Here is a 25,801-nt window from a genome sequence, read left to right as displayed (position 1 = left end):
ACAATTCATTGTATTAGTACAGGAATTATATATATTTATGGCTCGACATCCATCTTTATAATATGTGGCTCAAGATGATTAAAAAATTCCCTTTATTTGGTGCTTTAACTTTAAGCCTGACAGTATTCATTTCCCCTTCTGTCCTAGCGACCGATCTGACTGTTGAAGAAAACGATACCATCGTCAAAGAAGATATTGCCGCAGCACAGGTCATGACCGAAGTTTGCCCGGCCGTGATTGGTCAAAATGCAAAATTGGACAGTACGATTCAACAATTGATCCAGTCTTATCTTGCAGAATATTCAGATAAAGGCATGAGCTATACCAAGTTGCAGGCTGACAGCGAATATAAATCCTTGCTTGAAGAAGCGCGTCAGGGTGCCAAACAAACTGCAAAGGACGAGCAAAAAACGGTATGTGAAGAGGTCCTGGACTACCAAGGCTAAGTAATTTACTTTTGAGAAATAAGATGATGTGCACATCATCTTATTTTGCTTACAGATTTCTTCACATTTCTACAGCTTCGCTACATTTCCCCACTTTTCAATTGCAAAAATAAGTTTAAGCTAGGCAAATTATTGTTCTAAATCTTTTTTTTGAGTTTTTTAATGAAAAGTCCATTATTTCAGGCTTTGGCCTTCTGTACAGTTTCCGCAGCAACTTTTTTCGGAACTTCCGCCTTCGCAGCCGATGAAAATATTAATGTTACTCCAACCCAGAAAGTGACCAAAGAGGAACTGGCTGCAATTTATGTTCTTTCAGAAATCTGCCCAAGCGTGGTTAAAGACAAGTCACAATTCAATCAAGGCTATAATAAGCTGGTGACAGAATATATGCCGGGTCAAAGCAATCCGGTGGAACGCTTAAATCAGATGGCAAAACAGAAAGATTTCCGCAATATTCTGGCTGAAGCACAAGCGGATGCCAAAAAAGCTGGGAAACAAAAAAATCAGGTGATTTGTGACGAATTAACCACATATTAAAATTAAGCGATATTTGTACCGATTACTTACAATACTTTTGAAATTAGACTGGGTTTCCCATAGAAGTCAGCCTAGCTTTGTCCTAAAATGCTAGGCTCTTCGTGCTTACATCAAGATATTGGAACCCACTAGAAATGACCCAAAAAACTGCCCTTGCTGCATTATTATTAATTCCTAGTTTCAGCTTTGCAGCAACTGTCTTATCTGCACCACCAGAATTGAATAATAAATCTTATGTGCTGATGGACTTCGAAACAGGGCAAATTCTCGCATCTAAAAATGAAAATGAAAAATTAGCCCCTGCTTCCATGACCAAGATGATGACCAGTTACATCATCGAGCAGAAACTATTGAGCGGTGAGCTGACTGAAGACGAACAGGTCCGTATGAATGAATCTGCATGGTGCCGCGGTAGCAGTGCGGAATCATGTATGTATGTACCTTTAAACGGTACGGCAACTGCGCTGGAAATGCTGCGCGGAATTATTATCCAGTCTGGTAATGATGCCTCTAAAGCAATGGCCGAACATATTGCAGGGAACGAGGGTACCTTTGCACATATGATGAATCAGGAAGCCAAACGTATTGGCATGACCAATACCAGCTTTATCAATTCAACCGGTATGCCTGCTGAAGGACATTATTCGACTGCCAAAGATATGGCTACATTGGCACAGCACATCATCAAAGACAGTTCAAAGTATTATCCGATTTATGCGGAAAAAGAATTTACTTTTAATGGGATTAAGCAAGGTAATCGTAATGCACTGCTATATACTGACCCAAGTGTAGATGGTTTAAAAACCGGTCATACCAATGAAGCTGGTTATTGTTTGACAACTTCTTCAAAACGTGGCCCTACCCGATTAATTTCAGTAATTTTTGGTGCACCAACTATGCAGGAACGTGCGACTCAGACACGTGAGCTGCTTGCCTGGGGTTATGCCAACTTCGAAACCAAAAATGTTCAGCCTGCCAAACAGGTACTCGCCAAAGCCAAAGTCTGGTTCGGCAAAGAAGATGAAGTCCAGATTGGCCTGGCTGAGAACTTTAATGTGACCATGCCAAAAGGTCAGGCCAACGCAATAAAAACCCAACTGGTGGTACAGCCTAAACTGACTGCACCTTTACAGCCAGGTCAGATAGTAGGTAAATATGTAGCCACTCTAGATGGCAAAGTAATTGCTGAAAAACCACTGGTTGCACTACAGGCAGTTGAAGAAGCAGGCTTCTTTGCACGTATGCTGGATCATATCAAGCAATTCTTTAGCAACCTGTTCTAAGTATTAATTTATAAATACTGTTTCAGACTAAAGCCAAAGCATACATTCCTGGAATGTATGCTTTTTTATTTTATAATGATCATAAATTTTCAGGGTAGTACTGACATGAGCCAAAATATTCGTTCTTATCTGAATACCACTCCGCAAGTGGCAGATTCCTGTTATATTGATCCCATGGCCGTAGTCGTGGGTGATGTAATTTTGGCTGAAAACGTCTCAGTCTGGCCTTTTGCCGTGATTCGTGGAGATGTTAACCATATCCATATTGGCAGAAATTCTAATATACAGGATCATGCCATGCTGCATGTTAGCCATAAGAAAGCCGACCAACCGGAAGGTTCACCCCTGGTTATTGGGGAAAATGTGACAATTGGTCATCACGTAACGCTGCATGGCTGTACCATTGGCAACCGTGTTCTGATCGGGATTAATAGTATTATTCTGGATAATGTGGTAATTCCGGATGATGTCATGATTGGTGCAGGAACTTTAGTACCACCGAATAAAGTTTTGGAAAGCGGCTGGCTCTATGTGGGGAGTCCTGCAAAAAAATTAAGACCTTTAACTGAAAAAGAAATAGCATTCTTGCCCTATTCAGCACAAAATTATGTAAAAGTTTCCCGAAACTATCTTGGATAAATAAAAATATTTATATCTCAATATATTATTTTAATCCTATTAGTTTAATGCTTGTTTAAAAACAAGCATGACTGGAGAATTAAAATATTTATTGCGGTCTATTGTTTCAAAATTAAACCAGCGACAGATGAAGCTTTCGTGCAAGCATGGAAAACACGTACAGAAGGGATTCATCTGGTTCTAGGTTCTTTAGGCTATCGCCTCCACAAAAACAAAAAGACCGGTGATTATATGGGTTATGCTCAATGGCCAAGCAAAACACAGTGGGAAAATGCCGGCTTTAACTATCTCAATTCACAAGAATATTTAAGTATAAGAAATCAGGGGAAGTAATGCGTGAAACCGTTATTTCAAGTATATTAGAATTAATCTCGGCATCATCCAAAATCAAATTCTTAAAATTTACTTGAAATATACCATTTCTCAAAATTGTAATATTAATTTTCAAACAATTTAATAAATTAATATTAATATTATATCTATTAAATACTTACTATGATTAAATTAATTTTATATAAAATTAGATACACATTATTAATATACATCCTATCAAGTATCAGTTAATTTCACCAAATAAGATTATAATTAAATATTATAATCTCAGATAATTTCATAACCGTCATAAGAGATTAATTAAAATGAAAAAATTATCTATTATCATTTTATCTTGCGTAGCATTATCTCCATTTTTTGTAAATTCTGCTTCCGCAAAAAAACCGGTAAACCAATGGACATGTGAGGACTTTCTTGTATTGGATGCTAAGTACCAACCAACTGCTGTTGGCGTAACTATAGCTTTAAATATGAATAATAAAGGTGTAGAAAATCAGATTATTGATACACAAGGTATTGAAAAGGTTACACCTATTATGGTTCAAGAGTGTAAGAAAGATAAAAAACAAAGCTTTAGACAACGTTTGGCTAAAGAATGGGCTAAAATAAAATAAGCCCTTCATCTGTCTTTTTATATAAAAAACAGTAATTAAAACTAATTACTGTTTTTTAGCTCTTTACGATTGATCATTATATTTTTTTCACCAATCATTTTAGGTTAATTAAATCCAGTGATTTAAACCATGAAGCATATTCTTAACCCTTTATTAAATACAATCCCTCCTAGATCTTTTATAGTTTTATAAAATATAAATTTAAATTAATAAAAATTTTATTTACAGCCCCTCATTTTATTACTTTAAAGATAATTAATTCATTAAATCTAATCCATTCATTTACATAAATTATTAAATATAAGACACTTCATTTCAGGGGCCTAAATCTTACAAAAATAAATATTTAACTGTTTAAACTTATTGTGAAATTGTCTATATTTTCACCTAGATCATCCTAAAGATTTAGAATATTTTAAATTATATAAGTAAGAGTGGAGAATACTTCCATGTTGAAAATAAAAAATCTGATTTCAAAAACCATAGTCAGCTGCATATGCTTGGGTTCCGCATATGTGTTCGCTTCTCCCGCTCCAGCCAATCAGGATAAAACCCTGTTTTCTGATATTGCAGCAAAAACACCAGGTACACTGCTGTCTATAAAAGAGCAAACTCCCGATCTCTTTACCAATGCTTCACAACGGTTTTTAATTAATTATCGCAGTCGTGGAGTAAATGCCGAGCCTATCGTCACCTCTGGATTCATTTTATTGCCTAAAGGCAAGGCACCCAAAGGGGGCTGGCCTGTACTAGCCTGGGCTCATGGTACAACTGGGGTGGCTGATACCTGTGCACCCTCTGAAGATTATGTGGGCGGGCCAGTACATGTCTACCAGCAAATTGCCGCAACGGCCCTAAATGCCTGGCTTGCGCGTGGTTATGCAGTAGTCGCACCCGACTATCAAGGTTTAGGTACGCCAACCTTACATCCCTATATGAATGCCCAGAGCCAGTTGCACACTGTAGTGGATGCTGTAAGAGCGGCCCATTTTTTAAAGCCCTATCAGTTTAGTAAAGACTGGTATGTCATGGGACATAGCCAAGGTGGTGCTGCCACTATTATGGTAGCCGCACATGGGCAAAAATATGCACCAGAATTCAAGCTTCGGGGAGCAATTGCTCTTGCGCCAGGAGGGTATCAATATCAGGGAATTGCTGAATATGTAAAAACTCATCCACAGATTTCATCGAGTGTTGCTTCGTTTTTTCCTATTGTTCTTTTAGGTGCTGAAGCAGCAGATCCAACGCTTAACCCTACGAATCTCGTTAGCCCCGAGATGAATAAAATTCTTACTTTTGCACGTAGTCGTTGTTTGTCAGAATTGCAAGATGACTTAAAGCAAGCGCCCAAAACAGTTTTCAAGCCCGATGCCAATCTGACACCTTTGATTACCTATCTAAAAAAACAGTCAATTGAAAATATGATCCCTACCGTACCTGTGATGCTGGTACAAGGTGATAAAGATCAACTGGTCGATCCTCGTGGAACTTATGCTTACTTTCAGCAAATTTGTAAAATGAAAAAACCTATCGAATTCCATGAAGTTAAAGGTGGAGATCATCGTGATTCCCTAAGACAGAGTCCCACCCTGATTGGCAACTTTATTAATTCTGTGGACCAAGGGAAATTTCAAAGTAACTGTAATCTAAAATAATATAAAGTATTGAGCCGTCTAGTCAGAGCTCAATGCATAGATGCGATTGAAAATATATTAAAGCTCCTTTTTCAAAGGGGCTTTTTTACAAACACATTTTCGCATATTTCAGCCAGGTGTCAGCCTATAACCTTATTTAATAGCGAGAATTTTAATGTTTTTCCTTTATTTATACCGCTCGATTCCTTTTTAAAATCTCGATTATTTACAGAATCAAAGAAATCCTGCCCTTCACATAGCCACACACCCCAAAATTTTATACAATAGTACATCCTTTTCCATGGTGCTGCCTTATGACCGCTTGGACTGCTCACGTCACTGTCGCAACTGTTGTTGAAAAAGACGGAAAGTTCCTGTTTGTAGAAGAACATGCTGAAGGTGTGATGCACACAGTTTTTAATCAGCCAGCAGGTCATGTCGAATGTGGTGAAAGCATTATTGAAGCTGCCATTCGTGAAACTATGGAAGAAACAGGTCATACCGTGGAAGTAAAACACTTGTTGGGTATATATACCTATACTCCACCGATGTTCCCTGACCGCACCTATTACCGTTTCTGTTTCTTGGCCAATTCCATCGCCTATGATCCGAATGCCACTTTAGATGCAGGCATTGTCGGTCCAGTGTGGATGACGCTTGATGAACTGGTTGAGTCTGCTCGCGCACGTAGCCCACTGGTAATTAAAGCCGTGCAAGATGCACTTTCAGGTCAAAAATATCCTTTATCGCTCATTTACGAGCACCACAATTCTCCCTTAATTTCAAATTTGGATGCTTAATCCTATGCAACAACGTGTCATCGTCGGTATGTCTGGTGGTGTAGATTCATCTGTGTCTGCAGCACTCCTACTTCAACAGGGTTATCAGGTTGAAGGTCTTTTCATGAAAAATTGGGAAGAAGATGACGGCACAGAATACTGTACGGCAATGGAAGATCTTGCCGATGCACAAGCCGTTTGCGACAAGATCGGGATTAAACTGCATACTGCCAATTTCGCGATGGAATACTGGGATCGCGTCTTCGAGCATTTCCTGGCAGAATATGCAGCCGGACGTACGCCTAACCCAGACATTTTATGTAATAAAGAAATTAAATTTCGTGCCTTTCTCGATCATGCAGTGAACCTGGGTGCAGACTTTATTGCGACAGGTCACTATTGTCGTCGTGGTGAAACCATGACCAACTCACGTGGTGAAGAATATGCACCTTTACTGCGTGGTGTGGACAATAACAAAGACCAGACTTACTTCCTGCATGCTGTCCATGGTCGTGAAATTAATAAGACTCTGTTCCCTGTTGGCGAAATTGAAAAGCCACAAGTCCGTAAAATTGCAGAAGAATTAGATCTGGTTACGGCCAAGAAAAAAGACTCGACTGGGATCTGTTTTATTGGTGAACGTCGTTTTAATGACTTCTTGAAGCAATATTTACCCGCTCAACCCGGAAAAATCGTACTGGAAGACGGTAAAGAGGTTGGTGATCATCACGGCTTAATGTACTATACGCTCGGTCAACGCGGTGGCATTGGTATTGGCGGTATGAAAGGAGCTGCTGAAGGCGCCTGGTTCGTATTGCATAAAGATATCGAAGGCAATCGTCTGGTGGTCGGCCAAGGCCATGAACATCCTCTCATGCAAAGTACTACACTTTGGAGTGAGGCAATTGACTGGGTGGCAGGTGAGCAGGATATTCCTGAAACAGGTTTCCGTTGCACAGCCAAAACCCGTTACCGTCAGACTGATCAGGCATGTACTGTGTATCAAGATTCAGAAGCGCCGAATGGTGTTCGTGTTGAGTTTGATGAACCTCAACGTGCGGTGACCCCAGGTCAAAGCGTGGTGTTCTATTCAGGTGAAGTTTGTTTAGGGGGTGGTGTGATTCATCATACCAATGCGCCTAAACCTGATTTTATAAAAGGATGAATTCGGCATGACGGAGTTACCATTTCAACCAGCCATAACGTTGAATACTCGTCAAAATCGTGCTTTGGCATTAGCGGGTGTGTTTCAGGCCACCCAGCTAACCCATATGACAGCGGTGACAGGTCAGCAAAGCATTGGTGAAAGTGGTAACTTCTATTTTGAACAGTTAATTAAAGCCAGTCTTAATATCCGCCCCGGCAGCAATCAGAACGCCCAGACATTAGACTTTTTTAACCAGTTGGCCGATGTTTCCTTAGGTTTAAAAACATTAGAAAGCAGCCTTATTCAGCCCTTCAACACTTCCCCCAAATCCAGAATTCCAAAACTTTCCAGTACAAAACTTCCAATGACCTATGCAATGGCACTTCTTCAGTTAGAAAAGAAGGTCTATAGCAATCCCAAATTTGTTGAAATTATTGAACAGTCCCAACAGAAAATTCTCAGACAGCTTTCTTTCTTTGATAATAATTACCTGCACCCCAGCATCATTGCCAATCTAGCTCAAACCTATGTCGATACGGCCGGTCAGATTAATCCGCGAATTATGGTACGTGGTAATGCCGAAGCCTTTAAAGATGCCGGACATACCAACCGCATTCGTACGTCCTTATTTACCGGCTTGCAAATGGCACATCTGTGGCGTCAGCTCGGTGGCAGCTCTTGGGGCATGGTATTTGGCAAACGCAAGTTGCTACAAGATATTCAGAATCTAGCGCGTTTACAGTTTCAGGTGGTTTAACTGATGCTGCACGTGTTTCGTTTTACGTTTAATTCCAAAATCTAAGGAATCGATATGAACGCTTTAACTGCACTTTCTCCATTAGATGGACGTTACGCGAGCAAATGTGATGCTCTACGTCCCTTTCTTTCTGAGTTTGGTTTAATCCATGCTCGTGTGACTGTTGAAGTGCGTTGGTTACAAGCGCTTGCAAACCATCCGGAAATTACTGAAGTTCCGGCGTTTTCAGGCGAAACTAATGCAGCGCTTGATGCGATTGTGAGCGATTTTTCTGAAGATGATGCCAATCGCATCAAAGAGATCGAACGCACCACCAACCACGACGTTAAAGCGGTTGAATATTTCCTGAAAGAAAAAATCGCTGGTATCGAAGAACTTAAAAATGCCGGTGAATTCATTCACTTTGCATGTACGTCTGAAGATATTAACAACCTGTCACATGCCTTGATGCTGAAAAGTGGTCGTGATGTACTGGTTGCATCTATGCAGCAAATCATTGATTCAATCGTTGCGCTTTCTGAAAAACATGCAGACCAGCCAATGTTGTCTCGTACTCATGGTCAAACTGCAAGCCCGACGACTTTGGGTAAAGAAATGGCGAACGTGGCTTACCGTCTTGCACGCCAAATCAAACAGTTCAAAAATGTTGAGCTACTGGGCAAAATCAATGGTGCAGTCGGTAACTACAATGCGCACTACTCTGCTTACCCAGACATCAACTGGCCTGCGCATTCACAAGCATTTGTAGAGTCTTTGGGTCTAGACTTCAACCCGTACACCACTCAGATCGAGCCACATGACTACATGGCAGAACTGTTTGATGCGCTTCGTCGTTTCAACACAATCTTGATCGATTTTAACCGTGATGTTTGGGGTTATATTTCGCTTGGTTTCTTCAAGCAAAAGCTGAAAGATGGCGAAGTCGGTTCTTCAACCATGCCACATAAAGTGAACCCGATTGACTTCGAAAACTCTGAAGGTAACTTAGGGCTTGCCAATGCTGTACTTGCCCACTTAGGTGAAAAACTTCCAGTTTCTCGCTGGCAGCGTGACCTGACTGACTCTACTGTGCTTCGCAACATGGGTGTTGGTTTTGCGCAGAGCTTAATCGCGTTTGAAGCGTGCTTAAAAGGTATTGGCAAACTTGAGTTGAACGCTGCGCGGATCAATGAAGACCTGGACAATGCACAAGAAGTATTGGCTGAACCAATTCAAACTGTAATGCGTCGTTACAACGTTGAAAAACCGTACGAAAAACTAAAAGCACTTACTCGTGGTCAAGCCATGACTCGCGACATGATGGTTGATTTCGTAAATGGTAACGAGTTGGAAGCTGTTCCTGCTGCTGAGCGGGCGCGTTTAGCAGAAATGACTCCTGCTACTTACACAGGTAATGCTGCAGATCAGGCAAAACAAATTAAGGACTTGATCGCTAAAATTTAATTCAGACGATTAAGACTAAAAGCGAAGCTCCGGCTTCGCTTTTTTATTTATAATTATGATCAGTTTAAAATAATTGCATAAGACGCCGATGATAGATCATCAATTAAGTAGCAAGCATTTTGTCAGTTTAGCGATTCTGGCAATCGCAGTTATAGTGGCCAGCATTCAACCTTTAGAAATAGAGTCATATTTGCTCCATCAAGCGGGCACAGTTTTTATGGTGCTGATGCTACTCCTCTGCTTATATAAGATCGGAATAAATTTTCTCAGTTTTAATCTTTATATTCTTTTTCTGCTGATCCATGTGGTGGCAGCCCATTATCTGTATTCTTATGTGCCATATAACCAGTGGATTGAGCAAATTTTTGGTTTTAATCTGAATGAAACAATGCATTGGTCACGCAATATGTTTGACCGTTTTGTTCACTTGGCCTACGGATTATTACTTTATCCTGTTTTTTATCGTTTGTTTCAAGTCTGGATTCCAAAACAGAAACCGCTCACGATTTTTCTTTTGGTTATTCAATTTGTGATGGCCGGCAGCCTGATTTATGAATGGCTTGAATGGTTCATTGCTATTCGTCTGTCTGCAGAAGATGCGGAAAACTATAATGGACAGCAAGGCGATATCTGGGATGCACATAAAGATATGTTACTTGCAACCATTGGTGCCATAATCACAGGTAGCATCATGTTAATACAGTCCAATAAATAGTCTTCCTGACACTATCTTCTAATTTTATTAAAAAAATCATTTATATAGAATTTTATTTTCCACAATTAAATTTGACTTAAAGTTGATATTAATTTTTAGTATAAAAATGTTTATAGGAGACTCCCCAATAATAAAATGCTCTATTAATGGAAAGTTAAAATAAAATTTTAACTTTATTATTAATTCAATTTAATTCTGAGCAAGATAAAAGTAAAACCAGGACATCATTTTCCTTATTTGACTATCCATGATCATATATAACTAAACACACCTTAATATCAACAAAAATTAACCCATTTAATAGACCTGAGATTGTATGATCTTCGATATCGAATAATTAAAACTAGGTAATAAGAAATGGCTCACAATATTATTCTGATCACATGGAATGAACCCTCAAAAGCCTTTGAAGGTTTTAATAAATTAAAAAATTCACCTATCCAAAATATTAACGAAATTACCCTTCTCAAACGTCAAGAAAATGGAAATTTCAAAATTGAGGAACAATTAGATCCTAGGCAGGATAGCGGCTTGGTAGGCGGAGGCCTGCTTGGTGCCTTAATTGGAATATTAGGCGGCCCACTCGGGATTGTTCTAGGCTTTACCGCGGGTGCATTACTCGGTGAGTCTTATGACATTAATCATGAGCAGGACGATATGGCTGTATTGACAAAAATCAGCCAAGCCTTACCTGAAGAAAGTACAGGCTTGCTCATTGATGCTTATGAAGAATCTGAAGATTTTATTGATGCTTTATTTGACAAAACCGGTGCAACCATTTATCGCTGGAGTTTTGATGATGTGCAATCAGAAATTGAAGCGAGCGTTGAAGCTTGGCATGAATCGCAGCGTATCGCCAATGTAACCCTAAAAGAACAAAAAAAGGCTGAACACAAAGCAAGACGTCAAGCAAAATGGGAAGCTCTTAAATCCCGCTTCCATCTGTCCAAATAACCCAGCGAACAGATGGTCCAATCTTGAATCAATATCCTGTGATTACATCTTCAATGCAGGACATTTATTGTATAGATAAAAAAAGCTCACATTCTGTGAGCTTTTTTTATTCACTAACTTTTATAACCAATGATTACAGTTTTGGATCACGCATTTGTACCAAGTTTGCATTTGCTTTGCTTAAGCTTTCCATGACTTTATTCATGACAGTCGGCACAAGTGAATCAGCAATTTGCGCTGCTTGCAGGCCCAATTTTTCACCCAAAGTTGGTTTCTTGCGAGTCTGCAGTAAATAAATATCATGCTGAGTTAACACATTAAGCAAGTATTCATCCGAGGTTTGCAGGGTATCAACAAGATTAAGATCCAGCGCATCCCGACCATACCAATGCTCACCGGTTGCTACTTTTTCAATATTGAGCTGCGGGCGATACTTCTCAACAAAATGTTTGAATAAAGCATGGGTTTGCTGCAATTCTTCCTCAAACTTGGCTTTACCCTCTTCGGTATTTTCACCGAACATAGTCACAGTACGTTTGTACTCACCTGCGGTATAGAGTTCAAAGTCAATTTTGTTATCTTTCAACAGACGGTTAAAATTTGGTACCTGAGCAACCACTCCAATTGAACCCACAATTGCAAAAGGCGCCGAAATAATTTCATTAGCGATACATGCCATCATATAGCCACCACTAGCGGCTACTTTATCGACACAGATGGTCAGATGAAAACCTGCTTCACGTAAACGCACCAGTTGCGCTGCAGCAAGTCCATAACCATGCACCATACCGCCTGGACTTTCCAGACGCACCACAACACGGTCACGGCCTGCTTTGGCAGTGGCGAGAATCAAAGTGATTTCTTCACGCAAACCTTCTACTGCGGAAGCAGCCATATCACCTTTAAAATCGAGTACATAGATTTTCTGATTGGTTTTCTTACGCGCACGCGCCTCTTTTGACAGTTGTTGTGACAACTGTAAAAGTTCCAGTTTAGAGCCAGTAGTTTGCGCTATTTTTTTTCTTTGTTCATTGATACGCGCATTGAGATGACTAATACGGATTTCAGCGGACAGTTTTGGAGTATGAAATAACATAAAAAATCAGTTCTCTATTTAATTAGTTCGGGCTTCTTATTTTAGATTAGGTCAATTTATGTTTTTTTCAATACAATATTGTTGCTTAATTGATTAGTATTACAAAAAACCTATTTCCTACTGATAGTCCGTCTTGGCAATAATACCCACTAACAGGGCAGAATTCGCATATAAAGCTTTGTGCTGCTTTGTCTTATTTATAATAGAGATTCAGACTTATCCCACACAGCAAGCAGATCATCCTTTTACAGTTGATGCTATAAACCACCCACGATTACACTCAACGTAATCAGCAACATCAGAAAGACTGACATCTTTTTTATCATTTCCATAGACTGTACAGCCTTTTCCATATTTATTTTTTGGTAGCTCTGCCATTTTCTAAAATTTAGTATGCTAAAGGAATTTTGGAAAAAACTAGATTCTCTTTATTTTTCCAAAATTTAATGACCCTATTCCTTTATTCTATATACATTCATTCTGTCCAGAGATAAAAAAAGAGCTATATAGCTCTTTTTTCAGAAAGTAATAATTAACCAAAACGCCCTGTAATATAGGCTTCAGTCAACTGATGATCTGGCTGGGTAAAGACTTTTTCGGTCGAGTTGACTTCAATCAGATCACCCAGATGGAAATACGCAGTGCGGTCAGAAACCCGTGCAGCCTGTTGCATGGAGTGAGTTACAATCGCGATGGTATATTGCGTAGACAGCTCAGAAATCAGCTCTTCCACTTTAGCGGTTGCAATAGGATCAAGAGCTGAACATGGTTCATCCATCAGGATCACTTCAGGTGATACTGCAATTGTACGTGCGATACATAGACGCTGCTGCTGACCACCTGACAAACCTGTTCCCGGCTGATTCAAACGGTCTTTCACTTCTTCCCACAAGCCGGCTTTACGTAGGCTGCCTTCCACAATTTCCTCAAGATCATACTTGTCACGTGCTAAACCGTGCAGTTTCGGGCCATATGCTACGTTATCAAAAATTGATTTCGGGAACGGGTTCGGCTTCTGGAACACCATACCGACTTGAGCACGCAACAAAACCACATCCAGATTTGGATCATAAATATCCTGATTGTCCAGCATGACCTTACCGCTCACCCGACAACTGTCGATAGTGTCATTCATGCGGTTTAAGGTACGCAGGAAGGTTGATTTACCACAGCCGGAGGGCCCAATAAAAGCAATCACTTCATTTTCATAAATGTTCAGATCAATACCCTTAATCGCTTCCGCTTCACCATAGTACACATGCACATCGGAAGTACTAAGTTTCACATTCGTCGCCTTTACATCTTTTTTGCTGCTTTGCGTATCGAACTGGGAAACAAACGGAGTTGTCGGCTTTTGGGTCGCCTCATCCGAGCTAAATTGTGTCTGTTGTGAATTCACGGATTGATCCTTTTCTAAGGAATTTTGAATAATAGTTGTGTTCATGATTCTGCCCCCTATTACCAACGGACTTCAAATTTCTTACGTAGCCAGATAGCCAGACTGTTCAAGCTGATCATCATGGCCAGAAGTACAATAATTGCCGCTGCAGTACGACCTTCAAAGAAGTTACGCAATTCATTGCCTTGCCATAAGAAAATCTGCACCGGTAAAGCCGTTGACTGATCAAATGGAGTAGCTGGAACGCTGGCAACAAAAGCACTCATTCCGATCAATAATAATGGTGCTGTTTCACCCAAAGCTTGTGCAACTCCGATGATTGCGCCCGTTAAAATACCCGGCAAAGCCAATGGCAACACATGATGGAATACTGTCTGAATACGGGAAGCGCCGAGTCCTAAAGCTGCCTGACGAATCGAAGGTGGAACAGCTTTAAGTGATGCACGTGTGGTAATAATCACGGTCGGCAAGGTCATCAGACTCAGAACCAGACCACCCACCAATGGTGCTGAGAGTGGCAAATGCATCCAGCCAATGAAAATTGCTGCACCCAACAGACCGAAGACAATTGAGGGAACGGCTGCCAGATTGTTGATATTGACTTCTACGACATCGGTAATCCAGTTTTTCGGTGCAAATTCTTCCAGATAGATCGCAGAGGCTACCCCGATTGGAATCGAGATAAAGATCACGATCATCATCATGAACAGCGAGCCCATGAAGGCACCTGCCAGTCCGGAAGTTGCCGGCGAACTGCGCGAATCCGGGCTAGTAAAAATATTGGTATTGAAACTATTCTCGATTACACCAGCGGCTTTCATTTCATCCGCCACCTGACGTACTTCAGGACTTAGTTGCTGCTGTTCATCAGGAAGATCACGGTCAATATTTCCCGCTAGCCAGACATCGACATTGGCATCAGCCAGAATTTTCACTTCTTTGCTTTGACCGACCAGAGCTGGATCTTTCATAACCATGTCACGCAAACGGTAAGCTTCCGAGCTAGTATATATAGAACCCAGTTCATCACGTTGACTTTCCAGCTTGCGGTCTTTGGCAATCATGCCGTTGATAATCAGGGCATCCCAATCCACCATGCCCACTTCGGTCTGCCATGCAATAAAGCGATCTTCAAACTGCGCCGGAGATTCTCCTGCAAGAGGCTTTGGTTTCGGGCCAATATTCACAATGGCAGGATCGAAATAGATCGGCAAATTCATACTGCTTTGCCAGAATGCAGGAAGACCTTTGGACAAAATGCTACCGAACAGCAATACCACAAAGAACAAACCTGCAAGTACCGCAGAGAAACCAAATAGACGGAAGGTTTTTTCTTTACGATGACGTCGTGCCAAAGAGCTTTGAATGGTCTTCTTACGCTTTTCACGCAGCTCGGCAGCGACGGATGGATCAATACGCTGATCCACAGGCGTTGTATTTGAAGTACTCATTAGTCGTATTGCTCACGATATTTACGCACGATGATCAGTGCAACAATGTTCAAACCTAAGGTAATGACGAATAGCGTCAATCCTAGTGCAAAGGCCACCAGTGCTTGCGGACTAGCAAAATCAGTATCACCAGTTAGCTGATTGACGATGGTAATCGTAACCGTAGATACGGCTTCAAGCGGATTGGCATGCAGCTGCGGACTGTTACCGGCTGCCAGGACCACAATCATGGTCTCACCAATCGCACGTGACGCTGCCAACAGGAACGCACCAATAATACCGGGCAAGGCTGCAGGTAAAACCACCTGACGGATCGTTTCAGATTTGGTGGCACCCAAACCCAAAGAACCATCACGTAAAGCACGCGGTACTTGGGTAATGATGTCATCTGACAGAGAAGATACAAATGGAATGATCATGATGCCCATGACCAGACCGGCTGTCAGCGCACTGGTGGCATTAATTTCGAGTCCAACCAGAGCACCCATGCTTTTAAGGAATGGACCGATAATCATTAAGGCAAAGACACCATAGACAATCGTAGGAATACCCGCCAACACTTCAATGGTTGGTTTTGCCCAAGAGCGGAATCTCGGTGAGGCATACTCTGCCAGATAGATCGCAATCATCAGACCTACTGGAACCGCAACCAGAAGTGCGATTCCGCTGACCATGAGCGTGCCCCATAGCAGTGGCAATAAGCCATAACTGCCCTCGGCGCTACCCGAAGTACTAAACCCCGGGTTCCATTCGGTACCAAAGAAGAAATCCAGTGGGCTGACAAAGCTGAAGAAGCGCATCGCCTCGCCAAACATCGACATCACAATCCCGAGGGTGGTCAGAATTGCCACACCAGAACACAATGCCAGGCCGATATTAATCATTTTCTCGACCTGGTTACGCGCACGAAATTCCTGGCTAATATGTTTCTTGGCCCAGACCAGACCAGCCAGCGCTGCCGAAATCACTACTGCCAGTTTGGCAAAGGTACCGATGGTTGAAAATTTAGCCAGCTGTTCTGCCGCTGCGACCTCATAAGCTGCAGGGGTATCACTCACCCCAAAACCTGAAGCTAGTGCCTGAACACGATCGATGACAACACTCAGACTTGCCGGATCCAGACTGGCCGAAACATTTTCTGGCAAATGCTTAAGTACCACCTGCTCCAGAAAACTTGGCTCAACCATGTTCCAAACAATCAAAATTAAAAACGCAGGGATACCACACCATAGTGCAACCAGGGCACCATAATATCCGGGACGCGAGTGTAAGTTTGCAGAATTGCTTCCCTTACCTGCTAAGTTACGGCTTTTACTTAATCCGATTTGATAGGCTATGGCCATGATGGCCAATAACACACCTATAAGTAGCAGATTCATGTATTCTCCACTGTTTTTTCAATTTTAATGGTTTGAAAAAACTTGTTTATCGCAAAAAGCCGATGGCAGGTTGACCCTACCACCAGCATTTTCAAAATCAGTGATTACTTCACTACAACCACTTTACCCGCCTTGAAATTTGCCAGAACTGCTGCACGTTCTTTATCAGACATTGAAATCAGACCTGCTTTTTCCAGCTTAGAGCCTTTGCCAGACACTTTTTTGTTCAGGAAGTATTCAGTAAACTGCGGTAAGCCTTTGATTGATTTTAAGTGTTCACCTTTAACGTAGAAGAACAGTGGGCGAGATACCGGATAAGCACCATTTAGAATGGTCTTTTCAGAAGGTGCTACATTGTTCACCGTCGCAACACGCAGACGGTCACGGTTCTGGTCATAGAAACCTAAGCCAAACACACCCACCGCACTTGGAGAAGTTTTCAAACGTGCCAATGTTTCGGTATAGTCACCGGCAATCTCAACTACACGGCCATCTTTACGGAATGTAGAACAGGCTTTTTTCTTGGCATCTTTGTCTAGAGACTTAATTGCAGCGTACGTTTCACAACCTGCATCCACCATTTTCTCCTGGAAGACTTCGCGCGTACCATGATTCGAAGCCGGGATTACCAGTGTGATCGGTTCATTCGGCAGATTTTTATCAATCTGGTTCCAACGTGTATAAGGGTTAGCAACCATTTTTCCATTGGACGGAAGCTCTGCAGCAAGTGCAGCGAAGACATGTTGTGGACGCAGCTTATAAGCAGCTTTGTTGGCATTTGAAGCAAATACAATACCGTCGTAACCGATTTTGATTTCTAATACCTGATTAACGCCATTCTTTTTACATTCTGCCAGTTCAGTACTTTTGATTTGACGAGAAGAGTTTGCGATATCGATGGTGTTGTCCCCTACACCATTACAGAACTGCTTTAAGCCACCTGAAGAACCGCCAGAACCCACGACTGGTGTTTTAAACTGTGGAAAAGTATTACCGAATTCTTCCGCAACGATACTGGCATATGGAAGTACAGTTGAAGAACCTGCAATTTGAATAGTGTCACGAGCTGCGTGTGCAGTCGTTACAGCAGTTGCCCCGGTTACTGCTAATGCTAAAGCTATATTTGTAAAGCGCATTCTAGTATCTCTCTCATTTATGCAAATTTGGAGTACACCACTTTTTATTCAGTTTTGTACTTCTTTCGATACCTGCATTTTGATTTTAGAATATGACAGATAAGTTACAGCTTTATTACGATTTAGTGATTTTTAATCTAGCGGTTTTTTCTTGATTAAATTTTTATGGATTTCAATGATTAAGTTCTTTATATCATTCAGTTCAATAAAAAATTTAGACCGATGACATGTAACATTTTTTATAAACCCGAACCCAAGATAAATCCTGCTCCTCAGTTTTACATAAGCCTATGACAAATAAATAACAGGCTAAACGGGATTCAGACCTTCTGGATTTTTGTGGTGAATTTTGATCTGGGAAATGACCTTTTTTGTTTTTTTAAAGCCCATAAAAAAAGGAGATCATTTCGATCTCCTTTTTATTTAAATACAGAATTTCAATCTAATTTTATACAAAAATATTATGCATCTACCTGAACCTTTGGAATGCGATATTTAATCAGGAAGACACAGCAGAGAGCCAATAATAGAGGTACGCCAAGCGCATAAAAATAACCTGAAACACCATATTGCGTGAGTACAATTCCGCCAATGGCTGATCCTAAAATTGCACCCATACGGCCCATTTCAATTGCCCACCCTGTGGCAGTTGCTCGAACTTGAGTTGGATATGCAGCGACCACCAGGTAATTCAAAGCCAACTGCTGACCGCCAATTCCAAATCCTGCCAATGCAATCAAAGCGAAGATATAGCCCCACTGATTACTTTCAATAAATAAACCTAAACCAGCGACGATCACCAATCCTGTAATTAGCATAAAAGTGAGAATTTTAGCTGTATTTACTTTAGGTAGCCAATAAGCTAATGGCAAGGCAAATAAGATAAAGGCAGCATTTACTGTAACGGATGCATAAGGCGCATTTTCCGGTGCCAATCCTGCCTGTTTCAATACAGTCGGCAACCACGATAACAACATAAACCACGCAATCCAGTTAAAGAAATAAGTACCCCATACGCCAATGGTAGTACGAGCCAAATTATTTTGAAACAAGATCGCCAACTTGGCTTTTTGTTGTTGTGTCTTATTTGGCTGAAGTAGGTCTTTGACTTTAATCTCGCCAATCCCCGGAGAAATTTTATTGAGAATTTTTTGAATTGATCTCAAAGAGGAACTTTTATTGTTTTGCGCTAAATATTCCAAAGATTCAGGCAACAAGAAATACATGACAAACAGCAATAGCAACGGGAATCCACCGCCAATCAAATAGATCCCTTGCCAACCTAGCACTGGCAAAATCTTGGCAGCCAGTAAGCCACCTAACATTGCCCCTGCTGGCAAGGCTAACAAAACGCCTGTAGTAACTGTGCCTTTGAAACGTTGCGGAGAATATTCGGCAGCCAATGCAAGCAACACAGGTGTCGCTCCACCCATCCCCAATCCAGCAATAAATCTCAATACTAATATTTGATCAACACTCGTCACATACGCAATAAATATAGTTGCTAGAGAAAAAATGGCCGTACATATGATTAATGTTTTTCGACGTCCTAATTTATCCCCTACTAGTCCTAAGAGCATTGCACCTATCGTCATTCCGACGATACCTGCAGTTAAAATCGGTGCTAATGCACCTGTTTCTAAGTCAAAGTGTACTAGCAAGGCGGGTGCAGTAAATGCAACAGCTTGGGTGTCAAAACCATCAAATAATGTAATCAGAAAACAAAGTGCAATGACCATCCACTAATACTTAGAAATTCTTTGATCAATCACCGTTTTGATGAGTGATTTTTCTTGTATATTTTGCTCCATATTCCCGAGTTTTCCATTTTATTTTGAATAGCTTATTATTTTGAAAAACACGCAGCAAAGACTTAAAAGGTATATTTATATATTGAGGCTAGTTTGATCCTGGCCTCTAAAACTAAAATTTAATTATAAAAAAAAGGAGATCTTTCGATCTCCTTTTTTCACACCACAATCACTTATGCAATGGGTGGCGTATAAGTGCCATCAGCGATTGAATCCTTGATTCGATCCGCTTCTACAAGCACCAAAGCCAACAGATTTTTTACATTATCAAGCGTTGCAACCGGGCTTAAAGTGGTCATTTTCAGAGACTGAACCTGACCGACTTTTGTAACCCCAATATTGGCTTCACCACGGGCAAACAATTCGTCTGCCACATTCTGGTTCAGGGCATCCAAAAATTCTGCTGGATAAGCTGCTGGAACTACACGGAACAGTACCGATGCAAATTGTGGCTCGACCAGAAGTTCCAGACCATCAGTTGCCTTGATATAGTCTGCCACTTCACGCGTCAATTTTACGCCATGATCAATCATAGAACCATAAAGCTCTTCACCAAGTGCTTCAACAGTCATCCACAATTTCAACGCGTCAAAACGACGAGTTGTTTGTAGTGACTTCGATACCAGGTTAGGAACGCCATGCTCTTCATCATAAGCAGAGTTTAGGTACTCTGCTTCATAATGCATGAAACGGTAATTCGCTTCATCTTTCAGCAGGAACGCGCCACAAGAAATGGTTTGGAAATAATGCTTATGAAAATCAAGCGTGATCGAGTCAGATAATTCAATACCATCTAGCATTGAACGATATTCATTCGACAGGATCAGTGCACCACCCCATGCCGCATCGATATGCATCCACGCGCCATATTTATTGGTGATGTCACGAATTTCTTTCAACGGATCAATTGCGCCAGCATCCGTTGTACCTGCAGTTGCAACTACGCAAGCCACGATCTTGCCTTCAGACTGAAGGTGAGCCATGGTTTTTTCCAGAGCATCAACATCCATCTGTGCATTTTCATTCACAGGAACAGTTACAACAGACTGGAAGCCCATGCCCATCATGGCCATGTTCTTTTGCACAGAGAAATGGGCATTTTCAGAACAGATGACCTTGACATTACGCATTGCATCCGCAGGAATACCATCACGCTGAACAGACCACGGATTGCCGTTTTCGTCTTTCCAGTTTTTTGCGATGCAGGCATCACGTGCCAGCAATACACCCATCAGGTTCGATTGTGTACCACCAGAAGTAAATACCCCTGCCTGACCTGAACCATAACCCACTTTTTGACGCAACCAGTCGATTAACTGAACTTCCATCAAAGAACCCGCTGGGCTTTGATCCCAAGAGTCCATTGACTGGTTAGTTGCATTAATCAGCACTTCTGCAATCTGGCTTGCCACCATGGTAGGACAGTGCAAATGCGCTAGAGAATGCGGATGATGTACTTTCAGGCTTTTGTTGAGGAATAGCTCAACCATACGCTCTAAAGACTTCTGGAGGCCCATACCTTCTTGAGAAGGCTTGAAAGAAATTGCGCTACGCAATTCCTTAATGCTACCGCCTGGGTACATTTTGTCGTCTTGCAACCATGCTGCAACCGCTTTGGTCGCCTGTTCCATTGCTGACTCATAGTCAGCAATGGATGCAGCATCATTGCAGAGTAACGCTTTACGATGTTCTGCAAAATCTACCATGAATTATACGCCTCGAACTGCTATCAGAGCTTCAGCAACCGCTCTCTTGAAGCGGACAATAACTTCTTCACATTCTGTTTGAGTGATGATCAGTGGGCAAAGTAAACGGATTACCGTACCGTTACGGCCACCTTTTTCAAGTAACAGTTTGTTGTTGAAACAAGCGGTCTGAATTGCTGCGGCCAATTGACCATCAGCAGGCAAAGAGCCCATATGATCCGCTGATTTACGCTCGTCAACAATCTCAACCCCGATCATCAGACCACGGCCACGCACGTTGCCAATACATGGGAATTCATTGGCTAACTCTTTTAATGCAGACTGTAGATAATCACCGCGCTCTTGTGCATTTTGCGCCAGGTTCTGCTCTTTAATCGTATTGATTGTCGCAAGACCCGTACCCATAGCCAACTGGTTGCCACGGAAAGTACCGGTATGACCGGCAGGCTGCCATGCATCAAACTTGCGTTTAATACCTAGAACCGCAAGCGGCAGGCTACCACCCACGGCTTTAGACATCACTACAACATCAGGCTCAATGCCGGCATGTTCGAATGCAAACATCTTGCCTGAACGCGCAAAGCCTGCCTGTACTTCATCAAGAATCAAAACGATGTTGTGCTTTTCAGTCACTTCACGGATTTTTTGTAACCATTTTACTGGCGCAGTCACCACACCGCCTTCACCCTGAATCGCTTCGAGGATTACAGCTGCAGGTTTGGTCACGCCGCTTTCGACATCCTCAATGAAGTTTTCAAAGTAGTAAGTCAGGGCATCTACACCAGCTTCACCGCCAAGACCCAATGGGCAACGGTATTCATGCGGATACGGCATAAATTGCACGCCTGGCATTAAACCGTTCACTGCATTTTTCGCAGACAGGTTACCTGTCATTGCCAATGCACCGTGAGTCATACCATGATAACCGCCAGAGAAGCTGATCACAGAGCTACGACCGGTAAAGGTTTTCGCCAGTTTAATCGCGGCTTCAGTTGCATCTGCACCGGATGGACCACAGAACTGCAAGCAGTACTCTTCTTGGCCACCTGGAAGATAAGAAAGAAGTGCTTCAGTAAAAGCATCTTTTAAAGGAGTAGTAAGATCCAGGGTATGCAATGGTAAACCGCTTGCAATCGTATCCTGGATACTTTGAATGACTGCAGGATGATTATGGCCTAATGCCAACGTCCCTGCCCCAGCTAAACAATCAAGGTACTCAGTACCTTCAACATCGGTAACCCAGCAACCTTGTGCTTTCGCTATCGCTAACGGTAATTTACGTGGATAACTACGCACATTCGATTCCATCTGACTTTGGCGAGTCAAGTAGTATTCGTTTGTGGAATTGGTGGCAGGGTTTACAGAAGTAACGCTCATATCGAATTACCATCTCTGATATGGGTGAAAGAAATAAGTCTGGTGACGTTTGGTCCTTTGACTCGGCGCTTTATAAGGTTCTAGCTAGCAGTTTTGTATTCGAATAACTAGGAGGCGGATGATACCGAATTTTTCAGGAAAATAAATAACTTTCAGTCACATTTTGTCCTAATCTTTATCGAAAAAAAACATCGTGCCAATCCATCCCCTGAATCATCATCTTACAGCCTGATAGCAGAAAGGAAAGCCTGTTCTTTTATGCTTTTTTGTAGCACAGCTAATATTCAGAAAATAAATTTTAAAATTTATTATTAAACAATTAATTATTAACAATAAATATAGATTAAATAATAAGTTAAAATGAAAGAAAAATTAACACTCTTACCACAAATATTTCGTAAAAAGATCACAATTGAGATTTAATATTTCCCTAACGGCTTAGATGGCCAATTTTAAGAATAACAGGACAATTTCATGCGTCTCTTAGCACTTAGCAGTTTTATCCTTGCCAGTACCCTCGCCACAGGCGCATTTGCAGCTCCTGCCGAATCCATGAATTATAATGTTGTTAATCTTTCAGCAGAGGCCAGTCGTGAAATTTCAAATGATGAAATGCATGCCGTACTTTATATTGAAAAATCCAACAAACAGCCGGCTGAACTGGCCACCCAAATCAACCAGCTCATGAGTCAGGCGATTGCTACAGCACGCAAATATCCTACTGTGAAAATCGAGACGGGTACACAAAGTACTTACCCTATTTATGACAATGATAACCGTAAATTAAAAGAGTGGCGTGGTCGTGCCCAGATTCGTCTAGAATCAAAAGATTTTAAAGCGGCTTCGCAGCTCATTGCAGAATTGCAGCAAAATTTCCAGACCGAGTCAATTAATTTCAAGGTATCAGATGAAAAGCGCAAAAAAGTTGAAAGTGAACTGATGATTGAAGCGACTAAAAACTTCCAGCAACGCGCCCAAGCACTCACCCAGACTTGGAACAAACCGGGTTATCAACTGGTAAACTTGAACATCAATACCAATAACTATGCACCACAGCCCGTACCGCGCATGGCCATGATGAAATCAGCTTCGTCTGATATGATTCCAGAGCAGGCCGTTGCGGCAGGTGAATCGCAAATGACTGTCAGTGCCAATGGCTCGATTCAGTTTAAATAAGACTTCTTTATATTATTCGGATTTTTAAGAACCACCCTTTTGGGTGGTTTTTTATCATGTGAATATTCTTTAAAAAGCGAAGCTACAAATTCATACAAACTCGGGTAGGAATTGAGGTTTGACCGGTTTACAGTAACGGACATTTGCACCAGCCCTTTCTACTCATGTCTCCTGCTCAACTAAACCTTTCCCTGTTTCATCTTCTCAATGTACCTGATCAAGCCTCGATCTGGATGATCAACTATGCCTCCCTGATTGCGCATGATCTGGTTTATCTTTTTTTGCTAATTTTTGCTATTGCCTGGTTCCGTGGTAGTTACGAAGTAAAAACAGGGATTATTAAAGCCTTCATCTTTACAGCTATTACCTTATTGATGAGTGAAGTGTTGTCTACGGTACTCAATACCCCACGCCCGTTTGTGATGGATGTTGGTCGCACCCTGCTTGAACATGCACCGACTGGTTCTTTTCCCAGCAACCATATGAGTATTTTTAGCGGGATTGCCTTCGCCTATTATTTTTCACCGCAGCGAGACTTGGGACGAATTCTAATCTGGACCGCTTGGCTGGTAGCGTGGTCGCGTGTTTATGTCGGTGTGCATTTTCCGATTGATATGCTGGGTGCGTTCCTGATGGCAATAACAGTAAATTTAGCTGGATTACCATTGTGGTTGAAATATCAGGATAAACTCATGCGCTTTATTTTAAATATTCATCTGTCGCTGTTTGCGCCATTGATTCGGATGGGTTGGATTAAATAAATTTCAATGATAAAAAATCCCGCTCGAAGGCGGGATTTTGTGTATCTCTTAACTTAAATCCGAATAACTTAGTAGATTGCCATATGATTGCGATGAATCATCTCTAAAGAACGTGCCTCACCTAACACCTGATGTACTTTATCTGATGCCAGACCACGAACGATATCTGCTGAACGCGAACTGAAATTGACACGACCGACCGCAATCCGGTGACCTTGTGTATCGACACATTCAACCACATCACCGCGTTCGAAATGACCCTCAACCGCTTTCACCCCTACAGGCAACAAGCTGCGATGATTGTCTTTAATGGCTTTTACTGCACCATCATCAATCACTAAACGACCTGCAGTTTGCAAGTGAGCAGCTAACCATTGCTGATGCGCTGTCATACGATCTTTGTCAGTTACAAACAAGGTACCTAATAATTCGCCAGACATTAGACGTGATAGAACACCATCACTATCACCACTTGCAATTAAGGTCGGACAGCCAGACTTTGCAGCCAGACGTGCAGCACGAACTTTGGTCAGCATGCCGCCACGACCAAATTTCCCGCCTCCACCGGCCATATCAAACAGGCTTTCGTCCATCGCACGTACGGTATGGAACAGTTTGGCATCGGGATTAGACCGCGGGTCTGAGTCAAACATTCCTTCCTGATCCGTTAAGATAATCAGAAGATCTGCATGTACCTGACCAGCCACCATGGCAGCAAGCGTGTCGTTATCACCAAAACGGATTTCGTCAGTAGAAACCGTGTCATTCTCATTGATCACCGGAATCACACGCCATTCAATCAGGTGCTGCAAGGCATCACATGAGTTGAGATAGCGACGACGATCTGCCAGATCATCATGAGTCAATAGTACTTGAGCAGTTTGAATCTGGTGTTTCTCAAGTACGCTTGACCAAGTATGAATCAGGCCCATCTGACCGATGGCAGCACAAGCCTGAAGACTGGGTAGATCGGTGGGTCGATTCTCAAGTTTCATTCGCACCATACCTTCAGCCACAGCACCGGAAGACACCAGAATAATCTCGTGTCCTGCATTGTGTAGATTTGCGATTTGTCCCGCCCAGTGCGAGATGGCATCTAAATCTAGACCTTGTCCGTTTGCTGTGAGTAAAGATGATCCGATTTTAACAACGATTCGTTTACAACCCTTGAGCTGACGTTGCCCATCTACCACTTCTATCATCTTGTCCTCAGACTCTTCTCTCAGAG

The 25,801-nt window shown here is 41.8% G+C and carries 24 protein-coding genes; 15 read left to right on the top strand and 9 right to left on the bottom strand.

All coding sequences use genetic code 11. The features are described 5' to 3' along the window. Positions 1-74: 74 nt before the first annotated feature. From VXQ11_RS01505 to VXQ11_RS01445, 13 genes are all read left to right on the top strand, one after another. Positions 75-446 (top strand): MCR_0457 family protein, encoded by a 372-nt coding sequence (locus VXQ11_RS01505; protein WP_064095474.1) that lies wholly within the window; start codon positions 75-77, stop codon positions 444-446. A 162-nt stretch (positions 447-608) separates the two neighbouring features. Beyond that, a complete protein-coding gene (locus VXQ11_RS01500) occupies positions 609-983 on the top strand; it encodes an MCR_0457 family protein (RefSeq protein ID WP_064095475.1) in 375 nt (124 codons plus the stop codon). Positions 984-1,117: 134 nt separating this feature from the next. Continuing rightward, positions 1,118-2,266 (top strand): D-alanyl-D-alanine carboxypeptidase PBP5/6, encoded by a 1,149-nt coding sequence (gene dacC, locus VXQ11_RS01495; protein ID WP_191730484.1) that lies wholly within the window; start codon positions 1,118-1,120, stop codon positions 2,264-2,266. A 105-nt stretch (positions 2,267-2,371) separates the two neighbouring features. After that, the gene (locus VXQ11_RS01490; protein WP_064095477.1) at positions 2,372-2,905 is read left to right on the top strand and encodes a gamma carbonic anhydrase family protein; all 534 of its coding nucleotides are present in this window, start codon (positions 2,372-2,374) and stop codon (positions 2,903-2,905) included. Between the two features lie 51 nt (positions 2,906-2,956). Further along, positions 2,957-3,238, top strand: coding sequence for an antibiotic biosynthesis monooxygenase (locus tag VXQ11_RS01485; protein ID WP_081406337.1), 282 nt, complete (start codon positions 2,957-2,959; stop codon positions 3,236-3,238). Positions 3,239-3,543: 305 nt separating this feature from the next. After that, a complete protein-coding gene (gene hdeA / locus VXQ11_RS01480) occupies positions 3,544-3,852 on the top strand; it encodes an acid-activated periplasmic chaperone HdeA (protein ID WP_064095478.1) in 309 nt (102 codons plus the stop codon). A 449-nt stretch (positions 3,853-4,301) separates the two neighbouring features. Continuing rightward, positions 4,302-5,507, top strand: coding sequence for an alpha/beta hydrolase family protein (locus VXQ11_RS01475; RefSeq protein ID WP_064095479.1), 1,206 nt, complete (start codon positions 4,302-4,304; stop codon positions 5,505-5,507). 293 nt (positions 5,508-5,800) lie between these two features. Next, the gene (locus tag VXQ11_RS01470; protein WP_416705245.1) at positions 5,801-6,286 is read left to right on the top strand and encodes an NUDIX hydrolase; all 486 of its coding nucleotides are present in this window, start codon (positions 5,801-5,803) and stop codon (positions 6,284-6,286) included. 4 nt (positions 6,287-6,290) lie between these two features. Further along, positions 6,291-7,430 carry a tRNA 2-thiouridine(34) synthase MnmA gene (gene mnmA / locus VXQ11_RS01465; RefSeq protein WP_064095481.1) on the top strand — a complete coding sequence of 380 codons (1,140 nt, stop codon included), beginning with the start codon at positions 6,291-6,293 and terminating at the stop codon, positions 7,428-7,430. A gap of 7 nt (positions 7,431-7,437) precedes the next feature. Continuing rightward, entirely contained in the window at positions 7,438-8,169 is a 732-nt protein-coding gene (gene hflD, locus VXQ11_RS01460; RefSeq protein WP_416705244.1) for a high frequency lysogenization protein HflD, read from the top strand. Between the two features lie 54 nt (positions 8,170-8,223). Beyond that, a complete protein-coding gene (purB, locus tag VXQ11_RS01455; protein WP_191730481.1) occupies positions 8,224-9,612 on the top strand; it encodes an adenylosuccinate lyase in 1,389 nt (462 codons plus the stop codon). Positions 9,613-9,700: 88 nt separating this feature from the next. Then, complete coding sequence (locus tag VXQ11_RS01450) at positions 9,701-10,327, top strand: DUF2238 domain-containing protein (RefSeq protein ID WP_416679980.1); 627 nt, start codon at positions 9,701-9,703, stop codon at positions 10,325-10,327. A gap of 357 nt (positions 10,328-10,684) precedes the next feature. Beyond that, the gene (locus tag VXQ11_RS01445; RefSeq protein WP_416679979.1) at positions 10,685-11,281 is read left to right on the top strand and encodes a hypothetical protein; all 597 of its coding nucleotides are present in this window, start codon (positions 10,685-10,687) and stop codon (positions 11,279-11,281) included. A 133-nt stretch (positions 11,282-11,414) separates the two neighbouring features. Here VXQ11_RS01445 and sohB read toward each other — a convergent pair whose 3' ends face one another. From sohB to VXQ11_RS01405, 8 genes are all read right to left on the bottom strand, one after another. Continuing rightward, entirely contained in the window at positions 11,415-12,377 is a 963-nt protein-coding gene (gene sohB / locus VXQ11_RS01440; RefSeq protein WP_064095486.1) for a protease SohB, read from the bottom strand. Between the two features lie 532 nt (positions 12,378-12,909). Continuing rightward, entirely contained in the window at positions 12,910-13,821 is a 912-nt protein-coding gene (gene pstB / locus VXQ11_RS01435) for a phosphate ABC transporter ATP-binding protein PstB (protein WP_064095487.1), read from the bottom strand. Positions 13,822-13,835: 14 nt separating this feature from the next. After that, positions 13,836-15,227, bottom strand: a complete 1,392-nt coding sequence (pstA, locus tag VXQ11_RS01430) for a phosphate ABC transporter permease PstA (RefSeq protein WP_144724500.1) — start codon at positions 15,225-15,227, stop codon at positions 13,836-13,838. Next, the gene (pstC, locus tag VXQ11_RS01425) at positions 15,227-16,606 is read right to left on the bottom strand and encodes a phosphate ABC transporter permease subunit PstC (RefSeq protein ID WP_064095489.1); all 1,380 of its coding nucleotides are present in this window, start codon (positions 16,604-16,606) and stop codon (positions 15,227-15,229) included. The genes pstA and pstC overlap by 1 nt, the downstream gene beginning before the upstream one ends. Positions 16,607-16,710: 104 nt before the next feature. Continuing rightward, positions 16,711-17,742 carry a substrate-binding domain-containing protein gene (locus VXQ11_RS01420; protein ID WP_416705243.1) on the bottom strand — a complete coding sequence of 344 codons (1,032 nt, stop codon included), beginning with the start codon at positions 17,740-17,742 and terminating at the stop codon, positions 16,711-16,713. 461 nt (positions 17,743-18,203) lie between these two features. After that, positions 18,204-19,481 (bottom strand): MFS transporter, encoded by a 1,278-nt coding sequence (locus VXQ11_RS01415; RefSeq protein WP_416705242.1) that lies wholly within the window; start codon positions 19,479-19,481, stop codon positions 18,204-18,206. Between the two features lie 245 nt (positions 19,482-19,726). Then, positions 19,727-21,259, bottom strand: a complete 1,533-nt coding sequence (locus VXQ11_RS01410; RefSeq protein WP_416705241.1) for a pyridoxal phosphate-dependent decarboxylase family protein — start codon at positions 21,257-21,259, stop codon at positions 19,727-19,729. A 3-nt stretch (positions 21,260-21,262) separates the two neighbouring features. After that, positions 21,263-22,636, bottom strand: a complete 1,374-nt coding sequence (locus VXQ11_RS01405; RefSeq protein ID WP_416705240.1) for a diaminobutyrate--2-oxoglutarate transaminase — start codon at positions 22,634-22,636, stop codon at positions 21,263-21,265. Positions 22,637-23,110: 474 nt separating this feature from the next. On the opposite strand from VXQ11_RS01405, the gene VXQ11_RS01400 reads away from it, so the two are divergent. Beyond that, positions 23,111-23,812 carry an SIMPL domain-containing protein gene (locus VXQ11_RS01400; protein WP_416705239.1) on the top strand — a complete coding sequence of 234 codons (702 nt, stop codon included), beginning with the start codon at positions 23,111-23,113 and terminating at the stop codon, positions 23,810-23,812. A gap of 164 nt (positions 23,813-23,976) precedes the next feature. After that, entirely contained in the window at positions 23,977-24,573 is a 597-nt protein-coding gene (locus VXQ11_RS01395; RefSeq protein WP_416705238.1) for a phosphatase PAP2 family protein, read from the top strand. Positions 24,574-24,641: 68 nt separating this feature from the next. Here VXQ11_RS01395 and proB read toward each other — a convergent pair whose 3' ends face one another. Then, positions 24,642-25,775, bottom strand: a complete 1,134-nt coding sequence (proB, locus tag VXQ11_RS01390; RefSeq protein WP_416705237.1) for a glutamate 5-kinase — start codon at positions 25,773-25,775, stop codon at positions 24,642-24,644. Between the last annotated feature and the right edge of the window lie 26 nt (positions 25,776-25,801).

This window comes from Acinetobacter sp. 197 (assembly GCF_048148385.1).
GTDB classification, from domain to species: Bacteria; Pseudomonadota; Gammaproteobacteria; order Pseudomonadales; family Moraxellaceae; genus Acinetobacter; species Acinetobacter pecorum.
The sequence above is the reverse complement of the archived record's forward strand: the minus strand, read 5'-3'. Positions and strand labels throughout refer to the sequence as shown.

Bases quoted from the DNA above. Each gene is read 5' to 3' on its own strand.
- VXQ11_RS01505 (WP_064095474.1), top strand. From the start codon at position 75: ATGATTAAAAAATTCCCTTTATTTGGTGCTTTAACTTTAAGCCTGACA.
- VXQ11_RS01500 (WP_064095475.1), top strand. From the start codon at position 609: ATGAAAAGTCCATTATTTCAGGCTTTGGCCTTCTGTACAGTTTCCGCA.
- dacC (WP_191730484.1), top strand. From the start codon at position 1,118: ATGACCCAAAAAACTGCCCTTGCTGCATTATTATTAATTCCTAGTTTC.
- VXQ11_RS01490 (WP_064095477.1), top strand. From the start codon at position 2,372: ATGAGCCAAAATATTCGTTCTTATCTGAATACCACTCCGCAAGTGGCA.
- hdeA (WP_064095478.1), top strand. From the start codon at position 3,544: ATGAAAAAATTATCTATTATCATTTTATCTTGCGTAGCATTATCTCCA.
- VXQ11_RS01475 (WP_064095479.1), top strand. From the start codon at position 4,302: ATGTTGAAAATAAAAAATCTGATTTCAAAAACCATAGTCAGCTGCATA.
- VXQ11_RS01470 (WP_416705245.1), top strand. From the start codon at position 5,801: ATGACCGCTTGGACTGCTCACGTCACTGTCGCAACTGTTGTTGAAAAA.
- mnmA (WP_064095481.1), top strand. From the start codon at position 6,291: ATGCAACAACGTGTCATCGTCGGTATGTCTGGTGGTGTAGATTCATCT.
- hflD (WP_416705244.1), top strand. From the start codon at position 7,438: ATGACGGAGTTACCATTTCAACCAGCCATAACGTTGAATACTCGTCAA.
- purB (WP_191730481.1), top strand. From the start codon at position 8,224: ATGAACGCTTTAACTGCACTTTCTCCATTAGATGGACGTTACGCGAGC.
- VXQ11_RS01450 (WP_416679980.1), top strand. From the start codon at position 9,701: ATGATAGATCATCAATTAAGTAGCAAGCATTTTGTCAGTTTAGCGATT.
- VXQ11_RS01445 (WP_416679979.1), top strand. From the start codon at position 10,685: ATGGCTCACAATATTATTCTGATCACATGGAATGAACCCTCAAAAGCC.
- sohB (WP_064095486.1), bottom strand. From the start codon at position 12,377: ATGTTATTTCATACTCCAAAACTGTCCGCTGAAATCCGTATTAGTCAT.
- pstB (WP_064095487.1), bottom strand. From the start codon at position 13,821: ATGAACACAACTATTATTCAAAATTCCTTAGAAAAGGATCAATCCGTG.
- pstA (WP_144724500.1), bottom strand. From the start codon at position 15,227: ATGAGTACTTCAAATACAACGCCTGTGGATCAGCGTATTGATCCATCC.
- pstC (WP_064095489.1), bottom strand. From the start codon at position 16,606: ATGAATCTGCTACTTATAGGTGTGTTATTGGCCATCATGGCCATAGCC.
- VXQ11_RS01420 (WP_416705243.1), bottom strand. From the start codon at position 17,742: ATGCGCTTTACAAATATAGCTTTAGCATTAGCAGTAACCGGGGCAACT.
- VXQ11_RS01415 (WP_416705242.1), bottom strand. From the start codon at position 19,481: ATGGTCATTGCACTTTGTTTTCTGATTACATTATTTGATGGTTTTGAC.
- VXQ11_RS01410 (WP_416705241.1), bottom strand. From the start codon at position 21,259: ATGGTAGATTTTGCAGAACATCGTAAAGCGTTACTCTGCAATGATGCT.
- VXQ11_RS01405 (WP_416705240.1), bottom strand. From the start codon at position 22,636: ATGAGCGTTACTTCTGTAAACCCTGCCACCAATTCCACAAACGAATAC.
- VXQ11_RS01400 (WP_416705239.1), top strand. From the start codon at position 23,111: ATGCGTCTCTTAGCACTTAGCAGTTTTATCCTTGCCAGTACCCTCGCC.
- VXQ11_RS01395 (WP_416705238.1), top strand. From the start codon at position 23,977: ATGTCTCCTGCTCAACTAAACCTTTCCCTGTTTCATCTTCTCAATGTA.
- proB (WP_416705237.1), bottom strand. From the start codon at position 25,775: ATGATAGAAGTGGTAGATGGGCAACGTCAGCTCAAGGGTTGTAAACGA.